This is a genomic window from Shouchella hunanensis (assembly GCF_028735875.1).
Classification (GTDB): domain Bacteria; phylum Bacillota; class Bacilli; order Bacillales; family Bacillaceae_D; genus Shouchella; species Shouchella hunanensis.
Map to the genome: position 1 here is coordinate 2,799,030 of NZ_CP117834.1, position 14,438 is coordinate 2,813,467.

At 40.1% G+C, this 14,438-nt stretch carries 11 protein-coding genes; 9 read left to right on the forward strand and 2 right to left on the reverse strand.

Translation table 11 applies throughout. The features are described from left to right. The first annotated feature begins 47 nt into the window (after positions 1 to 47). Positions 48 to 1,286, forward strand: a complete 1,239-nt coding sequence (locus PQ477_RS14200; protein ID WP_274272261.1) for an ATP-binding protein — start codon at positions 48 to 50, stop codon at positions 1,284 to 1,286. A gap of 103 nt (positions 1,287 to 1,389) precedes the next feature. Here the strand turns inward: PQ477_RS14200 and PQ477_RS14205 are convergent, their stop codons facing one another. After that, positions 1,390 to 2,133 carry an SDR family NAD(P)-dependent oxidoreductase gene (locus PQ477_RS14205; protein WP_274272263.1) on the reverse strand — a complete coding sequence of 248 codons (744 nt, stop codon included), beginning with the start codon at positions 2,131 to 2,133 and terminating at the stop codon, positions 1,390 to 1,392. Between the two features lie 131 nt (positions 2,134 to 2,264). Here PQ477_RS14205 and PQ477_RS14210 point away from each other — a divergent pair, with 131 nt between their 5' ends. From PQ477_RS14210 to PQ477_RS14220, 3 genes are all read left to right on the forward strand, one after another. Beyond that, a complete protein-coding gene (locus PQ477_RS14210) occupies positions 2,265 to 3,920 on the forward strand; it encodes a glycerol-3-phosphate dehydrogenase/oxidase (RefSeq protein ID WP_274272264.1) in 1,656 nt (551 codons plus the stop codon). A 117-nt stretch (positions 3,921 to 4,037) separates the two neighbouring features. Continuing rightward, a complete protein-coding gene (locus PQ477_RS14215) occupies positions 4,038 to 5,426 on the forward strand; it encodes an alanine/glycine:cation symporter family protein (RefSeq protein WP_144558600.1) in 1,389 nt (462 codons plus the stop codon). Between the two features lie 88 nt (positions 5,427 to 5,514). Then, positions 5,515 to 6,849 (forward strand): polysaccharide biosynthesis protein, encoded by a 1,335-nt coding sequence (locus PQ477_RS14220; RefSeq protein ID WP_144558601.1) that lies wholly within the window; start codon positions 5,515 to 5,517, stop codon positions 6,847 to 6,849. A gap of 104 nt (positions 6,850 to 6,953) precedes the next feature. Here the strand turns inward: PQ477_RS14220 and PQ477_RS14225 are convergent, their stop codons facing one another. Beyond that, the gene (locus PQ477_RS14225) at positions 6,954 to 8,564 is read right to left on the reverse strand and encodes a gamma-glutamyltransferase family protein (RefSeq protein ID WP_274272267.1); all 1,611 of its coding nucleotides are present in this window, start codon (positions 8,562 to 8,564) and stop codon (positions 6,954 to 6,956) included. Between the two features lie 196 nt (positions 8,565 to 8,760). On the opposite strand from PQ477_RS14225, the gene treP reads away from it, so the two are divergent. The 5 genes from treP to PQ477_RS14250 all read left to right on the forward strand — a co-directional run bounded on the left by treP (position 8,761) and on the right by PQ477_RS14250 (position 14,410). Further along, entirely contained in the window at positions 8,761 to 10,191 is a 1,431-nt protein-coding gene (treP, locus tag PQ477_RS14230) for a PTS system trehalose-specific EIIBC component (RefSeq protein WP_060705247.1), read from the forward strand. Between the two features lie 141 nt (positions 10,192 to 10,332). Continuing rightward, positions 10,333 to 12,003, forward strand: coding sequence for an alpha,alpha-phosphotrehalase (gene treC / locus PQ477_RS14235; protein ID WP_095149869.1), 1,671 nt, complete (start codon positions 10,333 to 10,335; stop codon positions 12,001 to 12,003). A gap of 9 nt (positions 12,004 to 12,012) precedes the next feature. Continuing rightward, positions 12,013 to 12,729 (forward strand): trehalose operon repressor, encoded by a 717-nt coding sequence (gene treR, locus PQ477_RS14240; protein WP_038478239.1) that lies wholly within the window; start codon positions 12,013 to 12,015, stop codon positions 12,727 to 12,729. A 70-nt stretch (positions 12,730 to 12,799) separates the two neighbouring features. Continuing rightward, a complete protein-coding gene (locus tag PQ477_RS14245; protein ID WP_038478241.1) occupies positions 12,800 to 13,285 on the forward strand; it encodes a glutathione peroxidase in 486 nt (161 codons plus the stop codon). Between the two features lie 57 nt (positions 13,286 to 13,342). Then, complete coding sequence (locus PQ477_RS14250; protein WP_124741687.1) at positions 13,343 to 14,410, forward strand: nitric oxide synthase oxygenase; 1,068 nt, start codon at positions 13,343 to 13,345, stop codon at positions 14,408 to 14,410. The last annotated feature ends 28 nt before the right edge of the window (positions 14,411 to 14,438 follow it).

The following is a 14,438-nucleotide window of genomic DNA, read 5'->3' on the forward strand; positions in this document are numbered from 1 at the left end:
CAGTGTCGAAATGATAAGCATAGTGAATGAGGGGGATGCTAAATGACATGGTTATTGAAAAACTCATTATTAATGTATTTGCCATTGTAATCCCCGTGCTTATCTATGGCCTTCGGGCTGAAGGTAGCTGGAAAATTCAACGTTCATTAACGATGTTTTTATTTATGAGCGGAGCGGTTTTATTGTGCCTGTTTTTTTCCATTAATGTTGGAAACATTCAATGGGACTTACGCTATATTCCGATACTGCTTGCGTTTTTATATGGAGGTAAACGAGCTGGTTGGGGCGTTGCAGCTATTGCGGTAGTAGGCAGAATAGGTCAAGGTGGAGATCTATTTATACTAGGGGTAGTACTGATCGTGTTAACCGCTCTTTTTTATGCCTTATGTGTTAACCGCTTTTATATGTTACCACCTAGATGGTCAAGGATTCGTTATGCATCGTTGTTATTGATTCTTCCTGCCACTATTCAAACCTTTGGTACCTTATACTTAATTAACTATGAAAACCACCTGTCTGAATCGTGGGTAGCAGGATGGTTGTATATTGTCTTTCTTGTCGTCACCGTTGTGCTTGTTACTTATTTATTTGAGACTTTATTAGAAAAAGAGCGTATTGTAGCAGAGCTCGTTGCGACTGAAAAAGATTTTACAAAAGGGGAGCTGGCGGCTTCAATTGCTCATGAGGTACGAAATCCGTTAACAGTGGTAAAAGGGTTTGTGCAATTATTGTCAGAAGATAAACAACATGCTGAATATCATAAACTGATTTTAAGTGAACTGGATCGGGCAGAATCCATTATTTACGAGTTTTTAAATACAACGAGACCGCAAACGAACGCTACCTTTCATTTAAACGAAACCGCACGTGAGGTAGTGGCTTTACTCACTCCCTATGCACAAGAGCGGTCTATTCAACTGACAATCGGCACATGTGAGCAAGCCATCGTAAACGGGAACGAAAACAAGGTAAAGCAAGCGCTAATGAATTTTGTGAAGAATGGCATTGAAGCGTCAAATGAAGGGGATACTGTAACCATACAATTAGATCGTTTAAAAGATCGAGCGCAAATTGAAATCAATGATAACGGTGTAGGAATGAGTAGACAGCAATTAAAGCAGTTAGGCACAGCGTATTTCACAACAAAGGAGTCTGGCAATGGAATCGGAACAATGGTATCCATTCGTATAGTGGAAATGATGAACGGGATGGTAACATTTAAAAGTAAACCTGGAAAAGGAACAAAAGTAGTCCTTTCATTACCGATAGAAAAGGAAAATGAATAGGAAATATAAATTTTCCATATAAGAAGATGGAAGGTAGCGAATCATTCTTGCTATCTTTTTTGTTTATAGTTGAAGGTATGCTGGTATACCAGCATACCTTTGCTTAAAGATAGTCATCGACACGAACGATTTGTCCATTTGCAAAAGTGGGGTTCTGTAGACAGCGAATAAGAGAACGGGCGACGATAGATGCAGGCTGAAGTCTTCCGCTTTCATAAAAGCGCTTAAACTGTGCTACAGATGGGAATTGGTTTTCTTGAAAATGTCGAATGGTTTGTTGCATAGTCGTATCCATGATACCAGGGTTAAACCCAGCTACTAAAACAGGTGACGAGGCATCTTCCTGTTCTTTTGCGATTGAATGTACAATCATATTTAGCCCTGCTTTTGAGCTAGAGTAACCGGACCAGCCACTAATAGGCTTTGAAGCTACTCCTGATGTAACAAAGAGCATTCGTTTTGAAATCGTTAACGATTGCACGGACTGAATAAATAAATTGCTTAGTTCGAGAGGGGCTACTAAATTCACTTCGACTTGTTGACTAAAGCTTACCTTTTCGAGAGTGCCGAGCCTCCCTACAGGATTAATAAGAGCAGCGTTATAAATAAATAACATTTCTGTGGCAAGCGAAACATTAATTGAAGCGAATACGTTTGAAAAAATATCCTGACGTGTAGCTACATGGCTAGCATCGAAGGATACATGAGTAAAAGATGGATGTGTATGTATCTCTTTTGGTGCTTCTGTTCTTGAGAATCCAATCACTTCATACTGTTCTTCCAGCAATTGCTTAACAACGGCTGCCCCTAATCCTTTTGAGCTACCAATAACGATTGCAATGCGCATCTGTTTTTCTCCTTTTTGTTTAGTATAGTGATTCGTTACTAACCAATCAATCAATGTGTTTGAAAGATCGGTTACGTGGAATAATATAAAAGAAATGTCTGATTGGGCTACTAAGATGGGGGAATGATGAAATGACCTTTTCGTCAAAAACACGAAAAAACTCACTGGAAGACATGCAACGTAATGAATTAGACTTATTAATTATTGGTGGAGGCATTACAGGTGTAGGAACAGCACTTGATGCAGCTACAAGAGGGCTAAAAGTAGGTTTAGTCGAAATGCAAGATTTTGCAGCAGGCACCTCAAGTCGATCAACAAAATTAATTCATGGTGGTCTTCGGTATCTAAAACAATTTGAAATTAAGCTAGTGGCTGAAGTAGGAAAAGAACGAGAAATCGTTTATGAAAATGCACCCCATGTAACAACGCCGCTAAGAATGATGCTTCCATTTTATAAAGGTGGTACCTTTAACTCCCTTACAACATCAATTGGTCTGCGTGTATACGATAAATTGGCAGGTGTCAAAAAATCAGAACGAAGAACAATGATGCGTGCGAAGAAGGCGTTGAAGAAAGAGCCGATATTGGCTCCTGACCAGCTAAAAGGGGCAGGAATGTATGTTGAATATCGGACAGATGATGCCCGCTTAACAATGGAAGTAGCGAAAACAGCTTCAATGTATGGAGCACACTTAGCCAATTATGTGAAGGTAGAGTCGTTTACGTATGAAGATAATCACGTTAATGGTGTAGTTGCAAGAGACTTACAATCAGGGGAAGCTATTGTAATTCATGCAAAGCACGTTGTGAACGCAACAGGGCCTTGGGTTGATACACTACGTGAGCAAGACCGCTCAAAACAAGGAAAGACGATTCACTTAACAAAGGGTGTTCACCTTGTTTTTTCAAAACGAAAGCTACCCTTAAACCAAGCACTTTACTTTGATACACCCTATAACGATGGGCGAATGATGTTTGCGATCCCTAGAGATGAAAAAGTGTATGTCGGAACAACGGATACAAATTATAAAGGATCAATGCATGAACCAGGTGTAACAAGAGAAGATGTAGATTATATTATCGGAGCTGTTATGGCTCGGTTTCCTGATCATAAAGTAACAAAAGATGATATTGAATCAAGTTGGTCGGGGTTGAGACCGCTCATTCATGAGGAAGGAAAGGACCCGTCTGATATTTCTCGTAAAGACGAGATCTTTGTTTCGAGTAGTGGCCTAATTACGATAGCAGGTGGAAAATTAACAGGCTACCGAAAAATGGCGGCTGACATTACAGACCGTGTATGTAAGTCTTTAGAAGACAGCGGGGTAGACACATATCCGCAATCAAAGACGAAACACCTTGTGTTAAGTGGTGGAAAAGTTGGTGGTTCTGATCAGCTGGAGCATTTCAATAATGTCCATATTGAAGCTGGCGTACAGTTGGGATTGGATAAACCGATTGCAAAAAAATTGGTTGAGCGATATGGTTCAAATGTGCCTCAAGTCTTCGCTTATTTAGATGATTCGAGGGCAGAAACGTATCACGTACCAAAAGATTTGTGGGCTTCTTTACGATATGCCATTCAGTACGAGATGGCACTCACACCAGTAGACTTTTTCTTGCGTAGAACATCAGATTTGCTATTTGATATTCAAACTGTCTCAACGTTTAAGGGGCAAATTGTTCAAGCAATGGCGGATTTACTATCGTGGACAGAAGAAGAAATGAAAGCACACCAAGAGGAGTTAGATGAGCAAATTCGTCTCCTAACTCTTACAGATATATAATCATAAAAGGGACTTACTGGAAAGCGTTATATCTAGTAAGTCTTTTCATAAATTGCAAAAAAATATGTAGTTTGGTATAATTCAAAGATTGTTTTAGTTGACTATTGGAGGATTTATATGGACGCATTTCACGATCTTATAAAAAGTATTAATGGTGTTACATCGTACATACTCGTCGCTGCTTTAATTAGCGTAGGGATCTATTTTACATTTCGGTCTAATTTTGTTCAATTTCGTTTATTTCCAGAGATGTTTCGGGCCATTACCGAAAAGAAAACGAAAAAAGGGGAAGTTTCTGCTTTCCAAGCGTTTTGTATTAGTGCTGCCTCTCGTGTAGGTGCTGCCAATATCTCTGGTGTAGCATTAGCAATCGTTATGGGAGGGCCTGGAGCAATTTTTTGGATGTGGGTCATTGCCATTATTGGTATGGCGACAGGTTTTATTGAAAGTATGCTAGGACAAGTTTATAAAGTACGTGTTGATGGTCAATTTCGTGGAGGACCAGCTTATTATATTGAGCGTGCGCTAGGAAAACGATGGTTAGGGATCGTTTTTGCAGTGTTAATTGCTGTTACATTTGGGTTTATCTTTAATTCACTACAGGCAAATACGATTGCCGTCGCATTTGAAAACGCGTTCCAATTTGATCCACTTATTGTCGGAATTATTATTTCCCTTGCAGTCGGTGTCATTATTTTTGGGGGAATTCGTTCTATCTCTGTATTTTCAGGTATTGTTGTACCGATTATGGCTGTACTTTATCTTGGAGTTGTGGGATTTGTCGTTGTAACAAATGCAGAAGCGATTCCAGCGGTGTTCTCATTAATAGTAGGAAATGCATTTGGCTTTCAGGAAGCAAGTGTCGGAATCTTTGCTGGCTTATTAGTCGGTGCTCAAAGAGGCTTATTCTCAAATGAGGCTGGGATGGGGAGTGTGCCGAACGCCGCTGCGACAGCGGATGTGTCGCATCCGGCAAAACAAGGGCTTGTTCAGTCGTTGGGGGTGTTCTTCGACACAATTATTATCTGTTCAGCAACCGCTTTTGTAATATTGTTAACGGATGTCTATTCTTCTGCTTCAGAAGGAGTGAATGGTGTGGCGTTAACGCAGGAGTCATTAAGTCTGCTAGTCGGTGATTGGGCTGTCCCATTCATTGCAATTGCTATCTTTTTCTTTTCGTTTACTTCTCTCGTGGGAAATTATTATTACGGAGAGACGAATCTTGCATTTATTAAAGAAGGAACTGGTTGGCTTCAGGTGTACCGTCTAGCAGTAATGGGCATGATCGTATTTGGCTCTCTTGCTAGTATTGGACTTGTGTGGGATATGGCGGATGTATTTATGGCGTTTACAACCGTTGTAAACTTAATCTCCATTGTGCTTATAAGTAAGATTGCCATTGCCGTTATTAATGACTATGTATTACAGCGAAAAGCAGGGAAAAATCCTGTATTTAAAAGCAAGAACATACCTGGCTTAAAAAATGCAGATACATGGGACGATTAAAAACAAGCGACTACGCTTGTTTTTTTTTCTGTCTTAAATTACGAACTTGTCTCATACCTTATTAAAGAGAGAAAAGGAGAGATGAGCTTTGGGTACGTTTTTCCGTGGTGTTCTTGTTTTGAGTGGAGCAGCTTTTATTGGAGAGTGTTTGGAATTTGTTATTAATATGGTGTTAGCTAGAGAATTAGGTGATGAAGCATTTGGACTATACATGGCGATATTGCCCACAATGTTATTTGTTGTTGTTTTAGCAAGTGTGGAGCTGCCAGTTGCGATATCAAAGTTAATTGCTGAAAAGGAGCCAAAGTATCATTGGGGTATACTAGTACAGTCCTTAAAACTAGCAACCATTTGTGCGGTAACTGTGATGGTAGCAGCACTTCTCATTTTGCCACACTTAAGTGTGTTACAGCAGTATCATGTTGGTGTACAGTGGATGCTCTTTTTACTTATACCAGTCATTACGTTTTCGTCTGTCGCAAAGGGCTATCTAATTGGTGCACACCAAACCTCTAAAATTGCAATCGCAAATATTTTAAAACGAACTGCACAGCTTAGTGGATTGCTCATTGTGTTTTACATGTTTTCCTTTACGAGCGATCTTGCTATTTTTATGGCGTTATTGGCATTGAAACTGAGTGAACTACTTGTTCTTTTTTATTTAGTGGTTGTATTTATTCGCAAGATACACGAAACAAAAAAGGGTCACCCACAAAAGAAAGTCAGTCAAAAGGAAGTACAGAAAAAGCTATTGGCTGTTTCCATTCCGACAACAGGCTTACGCATCTTTCATTCTATTACGTTTGCAGTAAAACCGTTCTTAATTACAACGGCTCTTACCAATGCAGGAGTTCTTGAAAGTGTCGCCCTCGTACAGTACGGAAAACTAGCAGGGATTGCCTTTACAATCGGGTTCTTTCCTGCATTTGTAGCGCATTCTCTTCTTGTTGTGCTAATACCTATTGTTGCTGATAGCTATGCAAAACGTCAGTATGATACGCTTCATTATTATCTGAGACTGTCGTTGCTTGTTACATTTGGTTATGGATTACCAGTTGTACTCGTGTTTTATTTTTTTGCTGAACCAATAACGACCATGTTTTTTGGGCCATCACCAGCAGCCGACTACTTGAAAATCTTAATTCCTTATTTTTTATTCCAGTATTGTGCTACACCATTACAGGCGTATTTAATTGGAATTGGACTCGTTAAAGATGCGTTTCTTCATTCATTCTACGCAACGGTCGTATCTTTCTGTTTAATGATTTCGTTAGGTTCAATGCCAAGTTTACAGATGAACGGTATTATTATTGGCATGAATATGAGCGCAGTCTTGCTGACCATATTGCACTATATTACGATTTGCAAGAAACTAAAGCTAAATATGTTCATGCGGCCAGGTGAAAGCAGGATATTTAGATAATGAGAGAAGTGCAATAGAAGTAAAGGAAAAACGAAAGAAGGATAGATATTAGACTCCCTCCAATGTAGTCACTTAATGTGAAGTCGTTGGAGGGATTTTTTGTGTTAAAGCGAGGAAATGGCACTGTCAGTTCGTGTTTCCAAGCCACCGACATACGAACCTTTTGTTTCATCTCTCCAAATGATTTGGCCTCTTCCGAATGAAATGACATCATTTGCAACGCTAATTTCGTGACCCTTTCGCGCTAAGCCTTCTGCAATATGTCGTGGAAATGTTGGTTCTACTATTACTTTATTTCCTTCAGTCCATTGCCAACGAGGGGAGTCTAGAGCAGCTTGAGGGTGTAAAAGAAAGTCGATCGTATTCATAATTACCTGCACATGCCCTTGTGGCTGCATAAATCCGCCCATAACACCAAATGGGCCAATACCTTTTTCATCCTTAGAAAGGAAGCCGGGGATAATAGTGTGGTACGGACGTTTCTTCGGTGCTAACGCATTATCGTGGCTAGCATCTAAAGAAAAAGCATGACCGCGATTTTGTAAGGAGATACCGGTGTCAGGTACAACAAGTCCTGAACCGAAGCCCATGTAATTCGATTGAATAAACGAGACCATATTGCCTTCCTCATCAGCTGTACAAAGGTATACGGTCCCACTACCGACGGGTTTACCAACTGTCGGCAAGTTAGCCTGATCCGTAATTTCTGATGCTCGTTTAGCTGCATAGGTTTTGTTAAGTAAAGACTCCGTTGGTACACTCATGTGACCCTCATCGGTTATATACGCTTTTCCGTCAGCAAAAGCAAGCTTAATCGCTTCAATTTGTTTGTGATACGTTTCTACGCTTTCTTTTTCGCCAATTTCTAATGCTTCGAGAATATTTAACGCAATTAGCGCAATTAAGCCTTGCCCATTAGGGGGAATCTCCCATACATCGTACCCTTTATAATTTGTGCAAATGGGTTGAACCCACTCAGGTTCGTATGCTGCTAAATCTTCTTTACGTAAATAGCCGTTATGTTTTTTAAAGAAGGCATCGATCTGATCAGCTAATTCCCCTTCGTAAAAAGCTCTTCCGTTTGTTTCACCAATTAAACGCAACGTTTTGGCATGATTGGGAGATCGCCATATTTCGCCGGGTTCAGGGGCACGGTTATGTAACGAAAATGTATCGAACCATGCGTTAAATTCTTCAGCTGTATGTTGCTTCTTAAAGCGATTGTAGCTCATTTTCCATTGTCTTGAAATCGTAGGGGTGACCGCAAAGCCTTCTTCTGCAATGTCGATGGCTGGTTGGAGTACATCTAGTAACGATAGTTTACCAAATCGTTCGGAAAGACTTGCCCATGAAGCAGGTGCACCAGGGACCGTTACTGGTATAAGTCCGGTTGTCGGCATTGAATCAAACCCTCGCTGTTTCACTTCCTCAATGGTTAATGCTTCAGGTGATGGACCGCTACCGTTTAATCCATAAATGGCTCCATCTAGCCAGACTATTGCAAAGGCATCGCCACCGATTCCATTTGAGCAAGGTTCCACAACAGTTAAACAAGCGGCTGTCGCAATGGCAGCATCAACTGCATTTCCTCCTTGCTTTAAAATGTCTCTACCAACCTGAGCGGCAAGTGGTTGTGATGTTGCGACCATACCTTTTTTTGCATAAATCGGCATTGTTGTGGAAGGATATGGGTGGTAGTGTGGATCAAATTCCATTTTATGAAGCCTCCTTTTTTAGTAGTGTAACACGATCAAAAAGAGGGAAGAAGAAATTAAGATTAAAATGGCTATCATTGTTATTGACTAATTTGTATATACAAGGTATGATCAATGCGAATAATATATTTGTATATACAAATTAGAGAAGAATAAAAGCGACGTTTTTGAAAACGTTAGCAAAGGAGGAAACAAGATGGCTGTTAACTATAAAAAGTCTGCTGAGCAGATTTTAGAGGCCATTGGCGGAGAAGCAAACATTTCTTCTGCCACTCATTGTGTAACAAGACTGCGTCTTGTTTTACAAGATGAAAGTCAAGTTGATACAAAGGCGTTAGAAGACCTTGACGTTGTGAAGGGGACATTCTCAGCAAACGGACAGTTTCAAATTATTTTAGGAAACGGCGTTGTTGATAAAGTGTATAAAGAATTAATGGCGCTTACGGGACGTGAAGAGCAGTCAAAAGACGATGTGAAAGAAGCGGCTGCCAAGAAAGGTAACCCCTTACAAAGAGCGATTAAAGTATTGGCAGATGTCTTTATCCCTATCTTGCCAGCAATTGTAACGGCTGGTTTGTTAATGGGGTTAAACAACGTTTTAACTGGTGATAACATTTTTTATGATAACGCATCAATCATTGATGTTCATCCTCAGTGGACTGATTTTGCGGATATCATTAACGTGATTGCCAGCACCGCCTTTACGTTCTTACCAGCGTTAATAGGGTGGTCAGCCGTAAAACGATTCGGTGGCAGCCCGTTACTTGGTATTGTGTTAGGGTTAATTCTCGTTAACCCAGCATTATTAAGCGCGTGGGATTACGGAAGTGCTCGTGAAGCAGGGGAGATTCCTGTCTGGAACCTGTTTGGATTAGAAATTCAAAAGCTTGGTTACCAAGGCCAAGTTTTACCAGTGTTCGTCGCATCCATTATTCTTGCAAAGATTGAAGTATTCCTAAGGAAACGCATACCTGATTCATTCCATTTACTAACGGTTGCACCAGTTGCCTTACTTGTAACGAGCTTTATCACATTTATTGCTGTTGGTCCAATTACATTTGCTATTGGAAATGGCATTGCCGACGGATTTATTTGGTTATTTAGTGCGGTTCCTGCCATTGCTGGATTCTTATATGGAATTATTTATGGACCACTCGTTATTACCGGCATGCACCATACCTTCTTAGCTGTAGATTTACAGTTAACGAGCGGTGGCGCAGGTGGTACGTTCTTATGGCCAATCTTAGCGCTTTCTAATATTGCCCAAGGGTCTGCAGCATTTGCTATGTATTTTGTATTGAAAAACAAGAACTTAAAAGGGTTAGCGAGTACATCCGGTCTATCAGCTTGGTTGGGAATTACAGAACCAGCATTATTCGGAGTGAACCTTCGCTTCCGCTTCCCGTTTTTAGCAGCTATTATTAGCTCTGGTTTTGCAGGCATGTTCATTTCTGTTCAAAGTGTTTTAGCAACTAGTGTTGGTGTAGGTGGTGTACCTGGAATTTTCTCTATCCAGCCTGGTAGCTGGGGGGCATTTGCAATTGGTATGGGAATCGTCATCTTATTGCCGTTTATTGCAACGCTCTTATACGGCAAGATTCGAAATCCGAAAAGCCTACATGAATAGGAAAGTAGTGCAAGAGTTAGAACTATAGTAATTCATAGAGTTTTTTAAAAGGAAGACCTGCCTTAAGCAGGTCTTTTTTTACTTGTATATACAAGTGTGGTAAACTAAGTACGTATGATACCAATGAAAGGGTGAACTGTAATGGAATGGTGGAGAAAAAGTACGGTTTATCAAATCTATCCAAAAAGCTTTAATGACACAACAGGTAATGGTGTCGGTGATTTACAAGGGATCATTGAGAAGCTTGATTATATAAAAGAATTAGGAATTGACGTTATTTGGTTAACACCGATTTATACGTCTCCACAACAGGATAACGGCTACGATATCGCGGATTATTACACAATTCATGACGAGTATGGAACTATGGAAGATTTTGATCAGTTGTTAGAAGAAGCCCATTCACGTGGCATTAAGGTCATAATGGACTTAGTTGTAAACCATACTTCTACTGAGCACCAATGGTTTCAATCGGCGATGCAAGGTAAAGATGCAAAGTTTCGCGATTTCTATATATGGAAAGAAGCAATAGAAGAAAAAGAGCCGACAAATTGGCAATCAAAATTTGGAGGCTCTGCGTGGAAATGGAATGAAGCGACCCAAGACTATTATTTGCACTTATTTGATGTAACTCAGGCTGATTTAAATTGGGAGAATGAAACAATGCGTCAGCATGTCTATGATATGATGCACTTCTGGTTTGAAAAAGGAATTGACGGCTTCCGCTTAGATGTTATCAACTTGATTTCAAAAGACCAGCGTTTTCCAAATGATGATGGTAGTGTAGCTCCTGGTGATGGACGTAAATTTTACACAGATGGACCACGTGTTCATGAGTTTATCCATGAAATGAATCAACAAGTATTGTCTAAATACGACAGCATGACAGTCGGAGAAATGTCCTCGACAACGATTGAAGACTGTATTAACTATTCAAACCCGGAGCGTCAAGAGTTATCCATGACGTTTAATTTTCACCATCTAAAAGTCGATTATCCAAACGGTGAGAAGTGGACTGTTGCTGAATTTGATTTCGAACAATTAAAATCAATTCTATCTGAATGGCAAGTACGAATGCATGAAGGTGGTGGCTGGAACGCGCTTTTCTGGTGTAATCATGATCAGCCACGGATTGTGAGTCGTTACGGTGATGATAAAAGGTTTCACCAACACTCTGCCAAAATGCTTGCTGCGACGATTCATCTTATGCAAGGTACGCCTTACATCTATCAAGGTGAAGAGTTTGGCATGACCAATCCATATTTCACCTCTATCGATGATTACAGAGACGTAGAGTCGTTGAATATGTATAAAGAATTGCTTCAAGATGGGAAAAATGAGAAGGACGTTCTAGAAATCTTACAACATAAATCCCGTGACAACTCTCGTACGCCTGTCCAGTGGAACGATGACCGTCACGCTGGATTTACGACAGGAACACCTTGGATTCATGTTGCGAACAATTATGAGCATATTAATGCTGAAAAGGCGTTAGCAGATAAAGATTCGATTTTTTATTTCTACAAAAAGCTTATTTTACTCAGGAAAGAGTTCGATGTCATTACAGATGGGAATTACACTCACTTAACACGTAATCATCCAACTGTGTTTGCTTATGTAAGGGAAAATGAACAGGAGAAGCTACTCGTTATCTCAAACTTTTATCGTAGTAAATCCGTGTTCACGTGCCCTGCTTCTATGGTATCGTTAGAAGGAGAACAAGTCATACGAAATTATGATGGTGAAAAGAAGCTAACAGCATCATTAGAGTTAGAACCTTACGAAACCATCGCATTTCTGTTAAAAAAGTAGGGCGATACGTTGAAAAGTAAATTTCATTCCATTTACCAACATTTAATACGTGATATTCATGAAGGACGCTATATGCCAGGTGATACATTACCGTCGGAACATGAGCTAACGACTCAATTTGAAGCTTCGAGAGAAACCATTCGTAAAGCGTTAAAGCAGCTTTCTGAACATGGGTACATTCAGAAGATTCAAGGGAAGGGCTCTGTTGTATTAGATGTACAGCGACTTGATTTTCCTGTTTCAGGCGTAACAAGTTTTCAAGAGTTAAATCAAAAATTAGGTATGAATGCATCAACAGCTGTTGTAGCGTTTAATGAACTAAAAGCAACAGCAGAACAAGCTCACGCATTTCAACTGCCTGAGGAAGAGAACCTTCTAGAAATTGCGAGGGTACGAATGATTGATGGTGAGCGGATCATTCTTGATAAAGATTGGTTCCCAAAAGCACTTGTGCCAGGACTAACAGCAGATATTTGTGCTGGGAGTATTTACGCGTACATTGAGAATACGTTGGAACTGACAATTAGCTTCGCCAAAAAAGAGATTGTCGTCGACGTTGCTACTGAAGAAGATGTTGAACTTCTCGATGTTGAACCAGGAAGTCACATCGTTGTTGTGCACAGTTTAACGTATTTGGAAGATGCCACTTTACTGCAAATAACAGAATCAAGACACCGTCCAGATCGCTTCCGCTTTGTAGAGTTTGCTAGAAGGCATAAGGCGTGAGCAAATTAGTTTTCTTGTGGGTGCAGAACCTTTATACTTGTTGAAAAGAAGCAATGGAGGAGAGGTAAACATGTCTGTATTTGATTACACGGTAAAAACGAGTAATGGTGAAGATTTTCCATTATCAAATTATGAAGGTGACGTTCTTCTTGTTGTGAATACAGCAACAAAATGCGGGTTTGCATCACAATTTGATGGCTTAGAATCGCTTCACCAAACGTATCAAAATGACGGATTACGTGTATTAGGCTTCCCAAGTAATCAATTTATGAATCAAGAGCCAACATCAGATGATGAAATGGAAAGTGTTTGTAAATTGAATTTCGGTGTGACCTTCCCTCTTTTTGCGAAAACCAATGTAAAAGGGAAAGACGCTAATCCACTTTTTAAGCACTTAAAAAGTGAAAAAAAGGGTACAATAGGCGAAGAGATTAAATGGAACTTTACGAAGTTCTTAGTTGATCGAAATGGTCAAGTTGTGAAGCGGTACGCGCCACAAACGAAGCCAAGTCAAATAGAAAACGATATTAAAGCGGAAATCGATAAAAAGCAATAGCCAAAAAACTGTGTAGCAATCGGCTACACAGTTTTTTTAGGAGGATTATTGACATTTATGGAAATCGAACGGGAGCAACAAGCGATAGCATTTCTGAAGCAATTTTATAAAGAGACGAGCCGAGTAGGAGTATCAGAACGCATTGAAGAGGTCCTTCAAGAGATAAATGTTAAGGGATCATACACGTTAACACTTGATGAGCTTACGTATGGAGCCAAATTGGCGTGGAGAAACAGCAATCGCTGTATTGGAAGACTGTTTTGGGAACGAATGCATGTATTTGATGCGAGGGATGCACGAACGAAAGGTGACGTGATTGAGGCATTAAAGCGACACATTATGTATGCTACAAATGAAGGAAAAATTATTCCTACGATTACGATTTTTCCGGAGGGCGATGTAGTACGCATCTGGAATCATCAGCTTATCCGTTATGCAGGGTATGAAAAGAACAGGAACGTTATTGGGGACCCAGCTTCCCTTGAATTTACACGTCTTTGTGAATCGTTGGGCTGGAAGGGGAATGGGACTGATTTTGACGTGCTTCCTCTTGTATTTTCCATTAAAGGACAGCCACCTGTTTATTATCCAATACCAGAAGAACTTGTGAAGGAAGTGCGTTTGCATCACCCAACTTACAAATCGTTTAACGATTTAGGATTAAAGTGGTATGCGGTGCCAATTATTGCTGATATGAGGTTAGAGATCGGTGGCTTGTCCTTCTTTGCTGCGCCTTTTAATGGTTGGTATATGGGGACCGAGATTGGCGCCCGTAACTTAGCTGATGATTTTCGTTACAATCGCTTAGAACAAGTAGCCGATCAATTGAACATCGAGCGAAAAAAAGAATCTTCCCTATGGCGAGATGAGGCTTTAGTTGAGTTAAATCGTGCCGTTTTACATTCGTTTCAACGAGATGGTGTCAGCATTGTTGATCATCATACTGCTGCAAAACAATTTCAACAGTTTATGAAAAATGAAGCAAAGCAGCAACGAGAAGTAACAGGAGACTGGACTTGGTTAATCCCGCCTATGTCACCGGCACAAACATCTATTTTTCATCAGACATTTCATAATGAAATCAAGTCACCGAACTTCTTTTATGAAGACGCGCCTTATCAATAGTACAGTGTGCTATACTGCATAGATAACG